At 58.9% G+C, this 14,799-nt stretch carries 18 protein-coding genes and 1 tRNA gene; 13 read left to right on the forward strand and 6 right to left on the reverse strand.

Annotation, left to right across the window (positions count from 1 at the left end; all coding sequences use genetic code 11):
* Nucleotides 1-145: 145 nt before the first annotated feature.
* The 4 genes from ACR0J1_RS11805 to ACR0J1_RS11820 all read left to right on the forward strand — a co-directional run bounded on the left by ACR0J1_RS11805 (nt 146) and on the right by ACR0J1_RS11820 (nt 5,285).
* The gene (locus ACR0J1_RS11805; protein WP_480733011.1) at nt 146-619 is read left to right on the forward strand and encodes a hypothetical protein; all 474 of its coding nucleotides are present in this window, start codon (nt 146-148) and stop codon (nt 617-619) included.
* Between the two features lie 229 nt (nt 620-848).
* On the forward strand, nt 849-2,423 hold the full coding sequence (locus tag ACR0J1_RS11810; protein ID WP_480733012.1) for a lysine--tRNA ligase: 1,575 nt from the start codon (nt 849-851) through the stop codon (nt 2,421-2,423).
* A 48-nt stretch (nt 2,424-2,471) separates the two neighbouring features.
* Nucleotides 2,472-2,873 carry a DUF4864 domain-containing protein gene (locus tag ACR0J1_RS11815; protein WP_480733013.1) on the forward strand — a complete coding sequence of 134 codons (402 nt, stop codon included), beginning with the start codon at nt 2,472-2,474 and terminating at the stop codon, nt 2,871-2,873.
* 126 nt (nt 2,874-2,999) lie between these two features.
* Nucleotides 3,000-5,285 (forward strand): glycosyl hydrolase family 28-related protein, encoded by a 2,286-nt coding sequence (locus tag ACR0J1_RS11820; RefSeq protein ID WP_480733014.1) that lies wholly within the window; start codon nt 3,000-3,002, stop codon nt 5,283-5,285.
* Nucleotides 5,286-5,291: 6 nt separating this feature from the next.
* On the opposite strand, the gene ACR0J1_RS11825 is transcribed toward ACR0J1_RS11820, so the two are convergent.
* The gene (locus ACR0J1_RS11825) at nt 5,292-5,978 is read right to left on the reverse strand and encodes a hypothetical protein (RefSeq protein ID WP_480733015.1); all 687 of its coding nucleotides are present in this window, start codon (nt 5,976-5,978) and stop codon (nt 5,292-5,294) included.
* A gap of 130 nt (nt 5,979-6,108) precedes the next feature.
* Here ACR0J1_RS11825 and ACR0J1_RS11830 point away from each other — a divergent pair, with 130 nt between their 5' ends.
* The 3 genes from ACR0J1_RS11830 (at nt 6,109) to ACR0J1_RS11840 (ending at nt 7,365) form a co-directional block, all read left to right on the forward strand.
* Nucleotides 6,109-6,435, forward strand: a complete 327-nt coding sequence (locus tag ACR0J1_RS11830; protein WP_480534699.1) for an antibiotic biosynthesis monooxygenase family protein — start codon at nt 6,109-6,111, stop codon at nt 6,433-6,435.
* A gap of 65 nt (nt 6,436-6,500) precedes the next feature.
* Complete coding sequence (locus tag ACR0J1_RS11835) at nt 6,501-6,908, forward strand: universal stress protein (protein ID WP_480733016.1); 408 nt, start codon at nt 6,501-6,503, stop codon at nt 6,906-6,908.
* A 64-nt stretch (nt 6,909-6,972) separates the two neighbouring features.
* Entirely contained in the window at nt 6,973-7,365 is a 393-nt protein-coding gene (locus ACR0J1_RS11840; protein ID WP_480733017.1) for an excalibur calcium-binding domain-containing protein, read from the forward strand.
* Between the two features lie 60 nt (nt 7,366-7,425).
* Here ACR0J1_RS11840 and ACR0J1_RS11845 read toward each other — a convergent pair whose 3' ends face one another.
* Entirely contained in the window at nt 7,426-7,656 is a 231-nt protein-coding gene (locus tag ACR0J1_RS11845) for an aspartate aminotransferase (RefSeq protein WP_480534694.1), read from the reverse strand.
* An 80-nt stretch (nt 7,657-7,736) separates the two neighbouring features.
* Between ACR0J1_RS11845 and ACR0J1_RS11850 the strand changes: the two genes are divergently transcribed.
* The 3 genes from ACR0J1_RS11850 (at nt 7,737) to ACR0J1_RS11860 (ending at nt 9,571) form a co-directional block, all read left to right on the forward strand.
* On the forward strand, nt 7,737-8,090 hold the full coding sequence (locus tag ACR0J1_RS11850) for an MmcQ/YjbR family DNA-binding protein (RefSeq protein ID WP_480733018.1): 354 nt from the start codon (nt 7,737-7,739) through the stop codon (nt 8,088-8,090).
* A 186-nt stretch (nt 8,091-8,276) separates the two neighbouring features.
* Complete coding sequence (locus tag ACR0J1_RS11855; RefSeq protein ID WP_480733019.1) at nt 8,277-8,567, forward strand: antibiotic biosynthesis monooxygenase family protein; 291 nt, start codon at nt 8,277-8,279, stop codon at nt 8,565-8,567.
* 200 nt (nt 8,568-8,767) lie between these two features.
* Nucleotides 8,768-9,571: a DUF3800 domain-containing protein gene (locus tag ACR0J1_RS11860; protein WP_480752349.1), complete on the forward strand. Its 804-nt coding sequence runs from the start codon at nt 8,768-8,770 to the stop codon at nt 9,569-9,571.
* Between the two features lie 8 nt (nt 9,572-9,579).
* Here ACR0J1_RS11860 and uvrB read toward each other — a convergent pair whose 3' ends face one another.
* Together uvrB and ACR0J1_RS11870 are read right to left on the reverse strand one after the other, a co-directional pair.
* Complete coding sequence (gene uvrB, locus ACR0J1_RS11865) at nt 9,580-11,766, reverse strand: excinuclease ABC subunit UvrB (RefSeq protein WP_480733021.1); 2,187 nt, start codon at nt 11,764-11,766, stop codon at nt 9,580-9,582.
* Nucleotides 11,767-11,835: 69 nt separating this feature from the next.
* Nucleotides 11,836-12,297: an SRPBCC family protein gene (locus ACR0J1_RS11870; protein WP_480733022.1), complete on the reverse strand. Its 462-nt coding sequence runs from the start codon at nt 12,295-12,297 to the stop codon at nt 11,836-11,838.
* Between the two features lie 146 nt (nt 12,298-12,443).
* On the opposite strand from ACR0J1_RS11870, the gene ACR0J1_RS11875 reads away from it, so the two are divergent.
* The 3 genes from ACR0J1_RS11875 (at nt 12,444) to ACR0J1_RS11885 (ending at nt 13,331) form a co-directional block, all read left to right on the forward strand.
* On the forward strand, nt 12,444-12,755 hold the full coding sequence (locus ACR0J1_RS11875; protein WP_480733023.1) for an ETC complex I subunit: 312 nt from the start codon (nt 12,444-12,446) through the stop codon (nt 12,753-12,755).
* Nucleotides 12,756-13,232: a GNAT family N-acetyltransferase gene (locus tag ACR0J1_RS11880; protein ID WP_480733024.1), complete on the forward strand. Its 477-nt coding sequence runs from the start codon at nt 12,756-12,758 to the stop codon at nt 13,230-13,232.
* A gap of 22 nt (nt 13,233-13,254) precedes the next feature.
* Nucleotides 13,255-13,331, forward strand: a tRNA-Arg gene (locus ACR0J1_RS11885).
* A 22-nt stretch (nt 13,332-13,353) separates the two neighbouring features.
* On the opposite strand, the gene ACR0J1_RS11890 is transcribed toward ACR0J1_RS11885, so the two are convergent.
* On the reverse strand, nt 13,354-13,803 hold the full coding sequence (locus ACR0J1_RS11890; protein WP_480733025.1) for a hypothetical protein: 450 nt from the start codon (nt 13,801-13,803) through the stop codon (nt 13,354-13,356).
* A gap of 165 nt (nt 13,804-13,968) precedes the next feature.
* Nucleotides 13,969-14,409 (reverse strand): hypothetical protein, encoded by a 441-nt coding sequence (locus ACR0J1_RS11895; protein ID WP_480733026.1) that lies wholly within the window; start codon nt 14,407-14,409, stop codon nt 13,969-13,971.
* Nucleotides 14,410-14,799: the final 390 nt, after the last annotated feature.

Here is a 14,799-nt window from a genome sequence, read left to right on the forward strand (position 1 = left end):
TCGGTTGGGGGTTGGTCCCAAAGTGGGGCGAAGACGTGTCGAGACCAAACCAGTCTTAACTTGCAACCATAGGGTAAATGAATCGATAGTAGTCAAACCATGAATTGTAGCCGCCTCGACTAGGATCAGATTGAAGGAGAAGACCGTGAAAAACCATTTGCTCATTAAGGGTCTACTTGCGGGCATCGTCTTCTCGTCGGCTGCGGCTGTCGCGGACGAGCAGAAGAGTTGGCTGTTCATGGAAGTGGCGGATACGGCGTCGCTTGAAAATGGCAAGCTGGTGCTGAAGGGAATTGACGATCAGATCGTTCTCTTCACGGATCGTCCTTATCGCGACACCATGAGCATGCCTGTGGATGCGATTGTCAAAAACTGGGGCGCGGGCGAAGACAGCTTTGCCTCCGATCCGCCCAACGCGGCTTTGACCGGAACCAGCGGCGGTAAGCAAGTCGGGTTAATCGTCACTCTGAGCAATCCGAGCCTCGAGAATGGGGACCTGCAGTTTGATTACCAGACTCTGAATGGAACCGAAGTCGCGCATCTTGAATCCGTGACGATGGTGGTCGACTCTGTCTATTACACATTGCAGTGCTGGGCGTCGTGGGGGAAAGACTGCTAGGCGATCGTCTGTCGGCCGCTGCGGCTTAGCACCCGAAGCCGCAAGCAAGAACCCGCGCTGATATGCAATCTTGGTCTGCGCATCAGACCAGCCATGCATTGGCTGGCAACCAGAAGTGTGCACACAGGAAAAACCCCGCGCCTTTATTGACTCATGCTGCATCCGCACAATAACAGGGGCCGGTCCGGGTGCATGGGGTGTCCGGCGCTTATCCCGATGGAGCAAATCAATGTCCGACCTGCGTGAAACCGCGATGACGTCCAAGGCGTGGCCGTTTGAAGAGGCGCGGCGGTTGCTTAAACGGTATAAGCAGGGCGCTCCGGACAAGGGCTATGTGCTGTTTGAAACGGGCTATGGCCCCTCGGGGCTGCCGCATATCGGCACCTTTGGCGAGGTGGCGCGGACCACCATGATCAAGCGCGCGTTCGAGGCGCTGTCGGATATTCCGACCAAGCTGATCTGTTTCTCGGACGATCTGGACGGGATGCGGAAGGTGCCGACCAATGTGCCGAACCCCGAGATACTGGAGCAGCATCTGCAGCGCCCCTTGACCTCGGTCCCCGACCCGTTTGGCGAATATGACAGCTTTGGCGCGTACAACAACGCGATGTTGCGGCGGTTCCTTGATACGTTCGGCTTCGAATATGAGTTCTACTCGGCCAAGGAATTCTACGAATCCGGGCAGTTTGACGAGGTGCTCAAGCGCGCGGTCGATCGCTATGACGAGATCATGGCGATCATGCTGAAAAGCCTGCGCGAGGAACGCAAGCAGACCTATTCAATCTTCCTGCCGCTGCATCCCGAAAGCGGGCGGGTGATGTATGTGCCGATGAAGAAGGTCTGCGCCGAGACCTATACCGTCACCTTTGACGATGAGACCGGCAAGGAGTGGACCGTTCCGGTTACTGGTGGCCATGTCAAGCTGCAGTGGAAGCCCGATTTCGGCGCGCGCTGGGCGGCGCTGGGCGTGGATTTCGAGATGTATGGCAAGGAACATGCCACCAACGAGAAGATCTATGACGCGATCTGCCGGGCCTTGGGTGGCCGCGCGCCCGAGCATTTTTCGTATGAATTGTTCCTCGATGAGAACGGGCAGAAGATTTCGAAATCGTCCGGCAACGGCGTCTCGATTGATGAATGGCTGACCTATGCGCCCACCGAGTCGCTGGCGTACTTCATGTACCAGAAGCCCAAGACGGCAAAGCGGATGCATTTCGATGTGATCCCGAAAGCCTATGATGAGTATCATCAGCAGTTGCGGGCTTATCCGGGGCAGGACCTGAAGGCGCAATTGAACAATCCGGTGTGGCATATCCACGGTGGCGATGTGCCTGCATCCACGCTGATGGTGCCCTTTGCGATGCTGCTGAATCTGGCGTCTGTTTCGGGGGCCGAGGACAAGGAAGCGCTGTGGGGCTTTATCCGCCGTTATGCGCCCGAGGCCACGGCCGAGACGCATCCCGATCTGGATCAGGCGGCGGGCTTTGCGGTGCGCTACTTCAACGATTTCGTCAAACCGACGCGCCAGCATCGTGCGCCCACGGATCAGGAACGCGAGGCGCTGGAGGCGTTGAAAGCAGCGCTAGAAGCCTATGACGGGCCCGCCGAGGATGAGGCGCTGCAATCGGTGGTTTATTCCATCGGGCGTGAGCGGTTTGATCCGATGAAGGGCTGGTTCACCGCGCTTTACGAAGTGCTGCTGGGCGCAAGCCAAGGCCCTCGGTTCGGCGGGTTCATCGCGCTTTATGGCGTGTCTGAAACCATCGCTCTGATCGACAAGGCGCTGGCCGGAGAGCTGGTCTGATTTGACCTGATCCCGCGTGGGGCTACCCTTTCATCAGGAGGTGGCCCCATGCGTCGTTTACTGCTTGCCGTTGCTTTTAGTGCCGGAATGGCCTCGGGGGCGTTTGCCCAAAGCGCCGAGATCGAGGCGAATATTTCCGCGCAGATACAGGCGTTCAAGGCGGATGATTTTGCCACCGCCTTTACCTTTGCCAGCCCCAACATCCAGCGCCTGTTCGGCACGCCCGAGAATTTCGGCACCATGGTGCAGCGCGGCTATCCGATGGTCTGGCGACCTGCGGATGTGCAGTTTCTGGACCTGCGCGAGGTCAACGGCGCCCTGTGGCAGAAGGTGAAGGTCGTGGACGGCGAGGGCCGTGTCCATATCCTCGACTATCAGATGGTGCCGCTTGAAAACGGCTGGAAGATCAATGGCGTGCAGCTTCTGGGCAAGTCCGATCCCGCCGCGTAAGGCAACACCACCGTCACGGTGATATGAGCGGCGGTTAATCCCTTTTCGATAGCAAGACCTTCGCGCCCGGAAACCATCCGGGCCACGGGTTTTGGCGCGCATGGCGCGATTGGAAAGAGGTTTCATATGAATAAGGCAATCACCGACGGTATCGTGTTCATGCCACCCGCGTTTGCGGATGGTTTGGGGGTGTGGTCCAGCGGCGACGGCACGCCGGGATCGCCGACCTATGAGGGGTCGGGATCAGGTGCATTTGTTCCGGCGGATGCGGATTTTGCGGGCTGCCTGGAGATCTATAAAACGCAAGCCACGCAGCAGCTGCGCTATATGGGTCAGACGCAGCTGTTGCCGGGGTGTTATTTGCAGATCAAGGCACGGGTGAAGGCGATCAGCGGGCCCTTGCCCGAGGTGCGCATTGCCGGTTGGGCTGGCGGCGCGGGTGATACGCATGTCACGGGTCTGGTGGAGCAGGGCCCGGCGACGCAGTTGACGGGCTATGGCCGGGTGCATGAGATCACCGCCATCGTCGGCACCGGGCAGCGGCCCGGCGTGGACATGCCCTGGGGCCGGGCGGCGCTGTATGGTTACTTTGGCCTGAACATCGATGGCAGCAACGGGGCCGTTGTGCGGGTCGATGACCTTGAGATCGAGGATATCACCGGCGTGTTCCTGCGCGACATGATCGGCGTGGTCGATGTGCGGGATTTCGGTGCTGTGGGCGATGGCTCGACCGACGATTCCGCGGCGTTCGAGGCGGCGGATCAGGCGGCAAACGGGCGCAAGGTTTATGTGCCGCAAGGGGTGTTTCAGTTGGATCAGAACACCTCTCTGGGGTCCGAGATCGAATTCGATGGCACCGTGACGATGCCCGATGACAAGATGCTGCTGCTGACGAAGAACTTTGATCTGCCCACCTATATCTCGGCTTTCGGGGATGAGACGCTGGCCTTCAAGAAGGCGTTTCAGGCGCTGCTGAACAACTCGGACCATGAATCGCTGGATCTGGGCGGGCGCAAAGTGTCAGTCTCGGGTCCGATCGACATGGCGGCGGCAGTGCCCAACCGCACCGGCTATGCCACCCGCCGGGTGGTGCGTAACGGGCAGTTCGATGTCAAAAGCAGCGCGGCGTGGGATACCGAGACGTTCACCTCGGTCGCGACCTATGATCCGTCGGATTCGCGCAAGCTGACCAATGTGGTCAATATCGCCAATATCCCCGTCGGATCTCTGGTCACCGGCAGCGGTGTTGGACGAGAGATCTATGTGCGTTCAAAAGATGACAACGCCGGTGAGATCACGCTGAACGCGCCGATCTACGACGCGGCGGGGACGCAGAACTTTACCTTTACCGCGTTCAAATACCTGCTGGATTTCAGCGGCTTCAGCGCGGTGCAGAAGTTCAACATGGAAGGGATCGAGTTCCAGTGCAATGGCCGCTGCAGCGCCATCCGCCTGTCGCCGGGAGGCAATACGTTCGTGTTGAAGGATTGCTTTGTCAGCCGTCCCAAGGATCGCGGCATCACCTCGATCGGGAATGGCTGTCAGGGGATGCTGATCGACGGGTGTCAGTTCCTGTCGACCGAAGAGGGGCTGGACGTGGCCGACCGCAGTTCGATTGCGCTGAATTCCAACGCCAATGACGTGAAACTGCGCCACAACCGGGCGACGCGGTTTCACCATTTCGCGGTGCTGGGCGGCGACAACAATCTGGTGCTGGGCAACCACTTCTTTCAGGGCGATGGCGTGCCCAACGGCGTGCGCAACGCGGGGCTGGTGCTGATCGGGGGCTCGAACAGTTCCTCGGTGGCCGAGAACTATGTCGATAACTGCTTTATCGAATGGACCAACGAGCGGGACGAGGACCCCGATTACAGCTCGGGTTATTCCTTCAGCGCGCTGAGCGTTACCGACAACATCTTCTATGCCAGCAACGTGGCCCCCTGGTTCAGCTATTTCGTGATCCGCCCCTACGGATCCGGGCATTACCTGAACGGCCTGACCGTGACTGGCAACAAGTTCCGCATCAGCGGGGACGATACCGAGCGGGTCGAGCGGGTGGATACCAGTTTCGCCAACCTGGACGCGGACCGACACAGCAATGTCAGCTTTGAGAACAACACGTTCCACGGGATCGATACCCATAGCGCAAGCCCGCTGCGGGTGCGTCATTCGCAAAGCTCGCATTCCTCGGCCTGGACTATCAGTTCGCGAGAGCGCCTGCCGTTTGGCGGCCGGGCGCGGGGCTGTGATGCGGTGGTCGCCATCGGGTCGCTGAGGAATGTGCTGAATTCGCGCCGCTACACTGCGCCCTATGTCGAGCTGAAGCAGGGATCGGGTCAGCGCGACATTCGCCTGCGCTGGTCCGAGGCGCTGAAGGGCTCGGTCTCGGCCATCTTGCGGATGGACAGCTGACCGGGGTCAGTAGCTGAGCCAGAGGGCAAGTTTGAACCCGGTATTGTCGCGGGCCGAGTTCCTCTCGGCCCCGAATATCCAGCTGGTCCTGCCGGTTTTCGGGCGATAGATCAGCGCGGGCCGGGCGCTCCAGTACCAGGGGCGGCCCGGCACGTATGAGGTTTCGACCTGCAGCAGCGGGTCCAGTCGCCGCCCCGAGGACAAGCCTGCGGTAAAGTCCAGCTTGCGGATCAGTGCGTCGTGGGTGCGGTATTCCAGCGCCGTATCCAGCGCGATCCACCCCGCGCCGAGGCCGGTCCGGATACCTTTTCCATAAGACAGCGTGGCCTTGTAGAGCGCCCAGGTGCGGCGCTGCCGGTGATGCGCGCCGGCGCCAAACTCGGCCGCCAACCGCCCGGCTGATCCGAAATCGGCCACCGGGATGCGGGCAAAGATCAGGGCGTGACCATAGAGGTCTTGATGCTCTTCTGCGTCCAGCCCGATGGTCAGGTTCGGCCTGAACCCCCATTCGGAATAGAGGCTGGCCTTGTACCTGTAGGCCCCTCCCTGATCGGGGAAGGCGGTGACCGCGGCGGCGGTAAAGACCGACCCCTGATCGCGCAGCCACGCTCCGGCGAAGGCCGGGCCGCAGAGGGCCAGAAGCAAAGCGGATATGAACGCCAGACGTGCCATGGGCGCAGCATCGGCGGACATGGTTAACGGATCGTTAGCTTTTGGTTCACCGATCAGAAAGTTTTTCGCTGATGTGCCCCGAGCCCGACAGGAAAAACATTGCGTTTTCAAAAGCTGTGCTAGGCTTGGGGCAGCCAAGAAGGAGGAGCCAATGCCGCAGATTTCCAAGACCAACAGCTATCAGACCGTCATCACCACTTTCGAGATGACCCCCGGCACCTGTCAGGACCTTCTTGAGGCGCTGACCGATGCTTATGCTGCCTTCATCTCGAAACAGCCCGGGTTCATTTCCGCCGGTCTGCATGTGAATGACGCCCAGACGCGGATTGCCAATTACTCGCAATGGGAGCGGCGCGAGGATTTTCTGGCGATGCTGCGCACCCCCGACATGCGCGAGCGCAACCGGCGTCTGAACGAGCTGTGCAAGAGCTTTGAGCCGGTCATGTATGACGTGGCCGAAACATTTGGCGATACCTGACCTGAATCAAGGTCAGATTGCTGCTAAGGCGCCAGAATGGCTGCGCAATTACGGAGGCGTGCGTCATGTATCACAACATTCTTGTCCCGATTTCCTTTGATGCCGAACGGGATATCTCGGCCCCGCTGAAGCTGGCGGAAATGCTGACCACACCCCAGGCGCAGGTGACGTTGCTGCATGTGGTCGAGCATATTCCCGATTATGCCATCTCATACATGCCTGCCGAATACCTGTCAGAAGCGCGCAAGGCGATCCAGAGCGATCTGGATGCGCTGGCCGCGCGCCTGCCCAATGCCACCGGGCTGGTGATCGAGGGGCATTCGGGCCGCACCATTCTGGACTGGGCCGAGGTGAACAAGCCGGATCTGATCATCATGGCCTCGCACCGGCCGGGGATGCAGGATCTGCTGCTGGGGTCGACGGCGACTCATGTCGTGCGGCACGCGAAATGCGCGGTGCATGTGGTGCGCTGAGGTTTTTGCGCCCGACTGTGGGTTTGGCCATGGCTTTGCCACATAGGGCTGCCAGTGTCGGGGCATGACCCAGGACGATCCCCCGCTGAGCCCGCGCCGATTGCGCCGGCAGCGCCGTGCCGAGGCGCTGCGGCGGAAGGCGCTGTCGGGGCCGCGCATTCTGGCGATGGTGCTGGCCCTGCCGGTGACGACGGGGCTGATTGCGATCGGCGTCTATATGCGTGTCACCGAGTATGACCGCCATGATGCGGTGGTGCATCTGGTGGCGCTTATGGGCTGCGATGCCTCGCGGAAGATCAGCACCGGCCCGTTTCGCGTGGGCGAGCCGGGATATCATCGCCGCAATGACCCCGATGGGGACGGTCTGGCCTGTGCGCGGCCCGCGCCTGCGGGAGTGGCGGAGGTTCAGGTGCCCAAGCAGCGCTCGGTCGGGACGGCCAAGTTTCTGAAACCCTGAGCTGCCGAAATCTTGAAAAGATTTCGGGGCCGCTTTCTTTTCAAGAAAGCGATGCGCGGCTCAGGTGAGCCAGCGCACCGGGGCGCGGTTGCAGAAGATCACGATCTGGCCCGAGTTTTCCGCCACCTGATAACCGCGGCGGTGGATCTCGGCCATGAAATGCTCCATCCCCGCGAACCGTTCGATATCGCGCGCCTTGCGTCGGATCACGCCGCCCTGTTGCACGGCTTTCGAGGCAAACAGGTCTTTCAGCCAGACCTCGGGCGAGAGCGGAGAGTTTTGGTTCTGCATATGCGCAGCTATGGCGGATCAAGGTTAAGGACGGGTAAACCGCCCTTGCCTTGGGGGGGTGTCGCGGTCACTGTGGCCCCATGACCCGGGATGAATTCAACGCGTTTTGCGCCAGCCTCAAGGCCACCACCCATGTGGTGCAATGGGGCAATGCGGATGTGTGGAAGGTGGGCGGCAAGGTGTTTGCGCTGTGCGGCTGGCATGAGGGCGCGGATGCGTTCACCTTCAAGGCCACCGACCTGGCCTTTGAAGTCCTGAGCGACGAACCGGGTATCCGCCCCGCGCCTTATCTGGCGTCGCGGGGGATGAAATGGCTGCAGGTCTATGAGGAACGGGGCATGAGCGATGCCTCGCTGCGCGAACATATCGTGACCTCTTATGATCTGGTGGTGGCGAAACTGACCAAGAAGGCGCGGGCTGAGTTGGGGATTTAGCCTTGCAACAGGTCGGGGCTGCAACCTTGAAGTGTCAGGGAGCGCTCCCTGCTGAGGTGTCAGGTTGAAAATACTCTGAATCCGCAAGTATCAATACGAGATTACAGGCCGCCATGCTAGGTTGCGCGTGGCGGGATCGGTCCGGTCGCGCCCTATGGCAATTTCGCCAGACGAGGGAGGAAAGTTATGTTTGCACGTATTACTCAATACAAAATGAAGCCCGGTTCGCGTGAGGCGGCGACGGCGAAACTGAACGCATTGAAGTCGGAAATCATGGGGATGCCCGGTATACACAGTTTTACGAACGCGATGAATGAGGACGGCTCGGGCTTTGTGATTTCGGTGGTGGAAAGCGAGGAGACCTCGAACGCGAATGCTTCCAAAGTGGCCGAGATCTGGGGTCAGTTTGCGGAATATCTGGAAAGCCCGCCAACGCCGGTCGGGTATGATGTGGTTGCCCATTGGGATAAGGGGTGATCGGCGGGGCGGGGGTTTCCCCGCCCTTTTTTGTGGTGTGTAGGATGGGGTTTTACCTCATCCTAATGCAGTTGGGTGCCGAAGTGATGGCTTGGAAATCCATCCTACGCTTGCGTGTCGTCCCATACTCATACCTTGTTGAGGCGGCAAGCTACGCTTAAGTTTCAAGTATCATTTTGACTTAAGTGGCTTTTGAAGCAATGCGATACGTTTTTCTGGTTGATGAAAGTGGTGATCAAGGCCTCAAAAAAATTAGAGAAAGTGTCTCAGATCGGGGTGCGTCACCATATTTGACTCTTGGCGGTGTTTTGATCCCAGAAACGTACATAGAAGCGACTTTAAACTGGTTAAATGACTTGAGTAGTCGTTTAGGGAAGAAGCTTCACTGCGCTGATTTGAATCATTTCCAGACGGCGGCGTTTGCTCGCGAAGCCGCTTCAATCAAGATGCTCGCATTCGGTGTTATTTCAAAAAAATCCACGCTGGGTGACTACTTAGATGGCACGCCAGACGAAGATATTGCGCAAGACTACTACAACAAATGCTCACACTATTTGCTGGAGCTACTCGGGAAGTTCATGTCCCACCACGACGTAAAGAGTGAAGATGTAAGCATAGTCTTTGAGCGTAAAAACCACGACTACCAAAGGTTGAGATCTTACATAAGCGCCATCCGAAAGTCTCCAAAGGACCGTCGGGCGGCTTTCTTACAGAGCATTGATCCGCTTGGGATAACGGATCGCTCGAAAGACGAGGAACCGCTGCTGGCTTTGGCAGACTTGGTTGCATTCGCAACGTTCCAAAGTGTGAATGAGAGCCAACGCAACTATGGGCTGCCCGAAGAAAGGTATATGCGCGAACTTCAAAAAAGGTTCTGGCGTTGCCCCGATACTGGACAGGTGGCGCACTTTGGACTGAAATACATCAAAGGGCCTGTGACTATGGGATTGTCAGGCCAAACGATGTCTTTTGCCATGAAGGCCTACAAGAAAAAGGAAAGTTAGGCAGACTATTACCTCTTCCTCCGCTTCACATTCCCACCCCGCTGCCCCGGCCTCCCAGCCGTTGACCTCCCGCGCGACTTGACCGCGTCCTCGGACGCTTTCTCGACCGCCCATTGGCGCGCCATGGGGTCGTCGGCGACGGCCAGATCGACCGCTTCCAGACGTTTGATCTCATCGCGGATGTTGGCGGCCTCTTCGAATTCGAGGTTCTCGGCGGCTTTGCGCATCTTCTCGCGCAGGCCGTCCAAATGCGCCTCCAAATTCGCGCCGTGCATCGGTTTGTCGATGGTGGCGGTGACGCGGTTCATGTCCACGTCGCCTTCGTAGAGACCGGCCAGAACGTCCTCGACGTTCTTCTTCACGGTCTCGGGCGTGATGCCGTGTTCCTGATTATAGGCGAGCTGTTTGGCGCGGCGGCGGTTGGTTTCGCCCAAGGCGCGCTCCATGGAACCGGTGATCTTGTCGGCGTACATGATCACCCGTCCGTCCGCGTTGCGCGCGGCGCGGCCGATGGTCTGGATCAGCGAGGTTTCCGAGCGCAGGAAGCCCTCTTTGTCGGCGTCCAGAATGGCCACGAGCCCGCATTCGGGAATGTCCAAACCTTCGCGCAGCAGGTTGATGCCGACCAGCACGTCGAAGGCCCCCAGCCGCAGGTCGCGCAGGATTTCGATCCGTTCCAGCGTGTCGATGTCCGAGTGCATGTAGCGGACTTTTATTCCCTGCTCGTGCAGGTATTCGGTCAGGTCTTCGGCCATGCGTTTGGTCAGCGTCGTGACCAACGTGCGGAACCCGTTGGCGGCGACTTTGCGCACCTCGTCCAGCAGGTCGTCCACCTGCATCGAGACCGGGCGGATTTCGACCTCGGGGTCCAACAGGCCCGTGGGGCGGATCACCTGTTCGGTGAAGACGCCGCCGGTCTGTTCGATCTCCCACTTCGCGGGCGTGGCCGAGACAAAGACGGATTGGGGGCGCATGGCGTCCCATTCCTCGAACTTGAGGGGGCGGTTGTCCATGCAGGAGGGCAGGCGGAACCCGTGTTCGGCCAGCGTGAATTTGCGCCGATAGTCGCCCCGGTACATGCCGCCGATCTGCGGCACGCTGACGTGACTTTCATCAGCGAAGACGATGGCGTTGTCGGGGATGAATTCGAACAGGGTCGGGGGCGGTTCGCCCGGGGCGCGGCCGGTGAGGTAGCGCGAGTAGTTCTCGATCCCGTTGCAGACGCCGGTGGCCTCGAGCATTTCAAGGTCGAAATTGGTGCGCTGCTCCAGTCTTTGGGCTTCCAGCAGTTTTCCCTCGCCCACCAGTTGGTCAAGCCGGATGCGGAGTTCCTTTTTGATGCCGATGATCGCCTGCTGCATTGTCGGTTTTGGCGTCACGTAGTGCGAGTTCGCATAGACGCGCACATGCTCCATCGTGGCGGCGCGTTCGCCGGTCAACGGGTCGAATTCGGTGATCTGCTCCAGTTCCTCGCCGAAGAAGGACAGCTTCCACGCGCGGTCCTCAAGGTGGGCGGGCCAGATTTCCAAGCTGTCGCCGCGTACCCGGAAAGATCCGCGCTGAAACGCCTGATCGTTGCGGCGGTATTGCTGGGCGACCAGATCCGCCATCACTTGCCGCTGATCGTATTCGTGCCCCACCTTCAGGTCCTGCGTCATCGCCCCATAGGTCTCAACCGAACCGATACCATAGATGCACGAGACCGAGGCCACGATGATCACGTCATCACGTTCCAGCAGCGCGCGGGTGGCCGAGTGGCGCATCCGGTCGATCTGTTCGTTGATCTGCGATTCTTTTTCTATGTAGGTGTCGCTGCGCGGGACATAGGCTTCGGGCTGGTAATAGTCGTAGTAGGAGACGAAGTATTCCACCGAGTTCTCGGGGAAGAAGCCTTTGAACTCACCATAGAGCTGCGCAGCCAGCGTCTTGTTCGGGGCAAGGATGATCGCAGGCCGCTGAGTCTCTTCGATCACCTTGGCCATGGTGAAGGTCTTGCCCGTCCCAGTCGCCCCAAGCAGAACCTGATCGCGATCACCATCATTCACGCCGCCTGCCAGTTCCTTGATCGCCGTTGGCTGGTCGCCTGCCGCATTGAACTCGGTATGCATCACGAATTGCTTGCCGCCTTCCAGTTTCAGGCGGGCGCGGACGTCTTCGGCGGTCAGCTGGGTTTTGTCGGAATGGGCATAGGGCATCGGTGGGCTCCGGGGATCAGGCCCCTACATTTGTTCTTATTTTGTCCATCTGCAAGGGGTGATCGGGCATCAGGCGGGCTGCATCTGCGAATCCGCCTGCACTTTCGCGGCAAGCGCGGTCAGGTTTTCGCTCAGCACCCGGCCCATCATCATCTTCAACAGCGTTTGACCCATCAGCCAGCCGAGGGGGCCGTATTTCATCCGGTAATCCATGCTCCAAGTCGCGCGGGTTCCGGCGTCCGTTGGGGCAAGCGCGATGGCGGCGCAGGCCTCGCGCAGGGGCATCGCCATTTCTGACAGCTTCACGGTATAGCCCTTGTTGGCCTGCCAATCCGTGACGTCCTCGACCAGAGAGGTGCCGTTTGCAAAGTGGCAACGCCGTTTCGATCCCACCCCGTCATCGCCCGTGGTCAGGGCATCCACGGATGTGACCTGTGGGGCGAACTCGTCGATCCGCATGAAACGACTGAGGATGGCCCAGACCTGTTCTGGACGGGCATTGATGATGAGGCTGCGTTCGTGGTGAATCATGGGGCTGTCCTGTGTTTGATTTGCGCCCGGTCTAGCGCGGGCTAATGACAGCTTCTGACATCAGCGCACCGCGACATTTGTCATCTTGTCCCGGCGCGCTCTGTGGCGCATAAACGGGCCAAGCCAAGTGAGTACGGAGAGGCGACATGCGCGCACGGATTTACCAGCCTTCGCGAAACGCGATGACCTCGGGGATGGCCAAAACCCGGAAATGGGTTCTGGAATATGCCCCGGCCTCGTCGCGCGAGGTTGATCCGTTGATGGGCTGGACCTCGTCGTCGGACACGCAGACGCAGGTGCGGTTGAAATTCGACAGCAAGGAAGAGGCGCTGGACTACGCCAAGGACAATGGCATCGACGCACAGGTCGTTGCCCCGCACAAGCGCAAGCCGAACCTGCGCGCGGGTGGCTATGGCGAAAACTTCGCCACCAACCGGCGCGGTCCCTGGACCCACTGAATGATCGACATCCGTGAGGTCGACCCGGGTAACGAGAACATTCGCCCCATCATAAAGGCTCACCTTGCCCATAGCTGGGAGGCGACGCCGCAAACCTCGAACCATACTCTGGATGTCGAGTCTCTGCGCGAACCCGGAATGCGGTTCTGGGCGCTTTATGAAGCTGGCAGACCGCTGGGGTGCGGCGCTCTCAAGGCGTTGCCGGATGGCTCGGCCGAGGTGAAATCCGTTCATATCCTTGCTGCTGCGCGCGGGCGTGGTTTGGCGCGCGTGATGATGGCCCATCTGGCTGATCTGGCGCAGGCCGAGGGGATTTCTGCACTGGTTTTGGAAACCGGCGCGGCGCATCTGTCCGAATATGACGCCGCGCGCGGGCTGTATGAATCGTTGGGCTACAGCTATTGCGGCCCGATCCATGGCTACGCACCGGACCCCAACAGCGCCTTCATGCGCTTGGCTCTTGAACCCCGCCGCTAAAACCAGCAAGAAGGGCGCAAGCGGTCCCTTAGCTCAACTGGATAGAGCAGCTGACTTCTAATCAGCAGGTTGAGGGTTCGAGTCCTTCAGGGATCGCCATGTTTCCCGCAATTGGGCCGTGTCACTTCTGCTTGCGCCAGGGTTTGTTATGTTTGGTGCCGTTCAGCTTCCACATCTGAAAGGTGCCGGGGGCGAGCTGTTCGACATTCCAGCATTCGCTGCCGCTGCCCCAATCCTCGCACCACTTGTTGCCGTCGACATACCATTTCGATTCAAAGATCGAGCCGTCGTAATTCCCGGCGATCTTCCCCTTCTTCTTGCCGCCATTGGACGACGCATAGGCCTGCGCCCATGGCACGCCCTTCTTGTCCTTGCCCTGCAGGGTTGATCCCGGAATGGCCAGCAGCAGCTGTTCCTGAGTCATGAATTGCTGGGCCGAGGCGCTGCCTGGTGCTGAACAGGTGACGAAAAACGCAGCGGTGAGAACAGATAGAGCCTTGATGTGCATGAAAAATTCTCCTGTTTGAATGCGAAGGTAATAAAACTGCTCAAATATCAGCGCGGCCAGCATAGCATATTTCGCCTCGATTATGCAGGGTGCTAGGCCGGGTGCCGGTATGGCGACTGCTGTTCGGGGCGCCGTCTTTCCTTGGTATGAAGTACTTCGTGATATGACTGAGCCATCTTGTTCGAGATGCTTCGTCTGTATTGCTCGGCAAGGATGACCAGATACTGCCTAGCTCGGGTCCTCTTGATGGCCAAACGCTCGCGCAAAAACAAGAAAGCTGTTTGAGTTTCGATCTAGCTTTTGGACCCGCAAAAAAAACACCGCAGCAACCCTATCATCTCTTGTTTTTCCGGTGTTTCCTTGACGCGCTCCATCAATAGATGCCCAAACAAGAAGGTCGCGCAATGCTGATGCGCTTGCTTCTAAATGCCCGGCTTCGGCAAGAACTATTACTCGTTCCAGTTCCATTGCAGCATACTCACTGTGGTCTGCACTGACATACTTCGAGAGCGTCGTTCTGGATGCCCAGTTGCACGCGGCCATCCTGCTGTGAATATCAATGTCCGTGTTCATGCAACGACCGGCCAAGATTGATGAGCTAAATCCTACAGCCCAAAAGGCTAGGAATACTGCCATCAAGCAGCTGAAAGCTATAGTCTTCTTGGCCATAAACAGGAGTTCTCCTAGATGCGCAGAAACCGTCAGACAAATCCGACCAGTGTCCGCTTTGTCTGCTGCAAACGCTCAAGTCAAAAGGTCTTAATCTCTGATTACGTCAACGAGCCAAGCTAAAGGCCCAAACTATCGGTGCTAGATTGAGCGGTATTGGGACGCGCAGCAACCCAAGATGTTTGAGTAGCTCAGCTCACGCCACCTGATGACCAGAAAGCTCTTTGCGTATTGAAACGAATTTCAGCCGCGACCCCCTGCTACATCCGCTTGATGGGATTTGTGACGCAATGGAACAAACCCCGCGAAAGTTGGCAGCGCTGGCTGCCCTTTTTTGGTTCTGCAGGATCCGTACTGGGCAGAAACCGCGCGTGCGGGGCCTGATGTCGT

This window comes from Ruegeria sp. CJ3 (genome assembly GCF_056536725.1).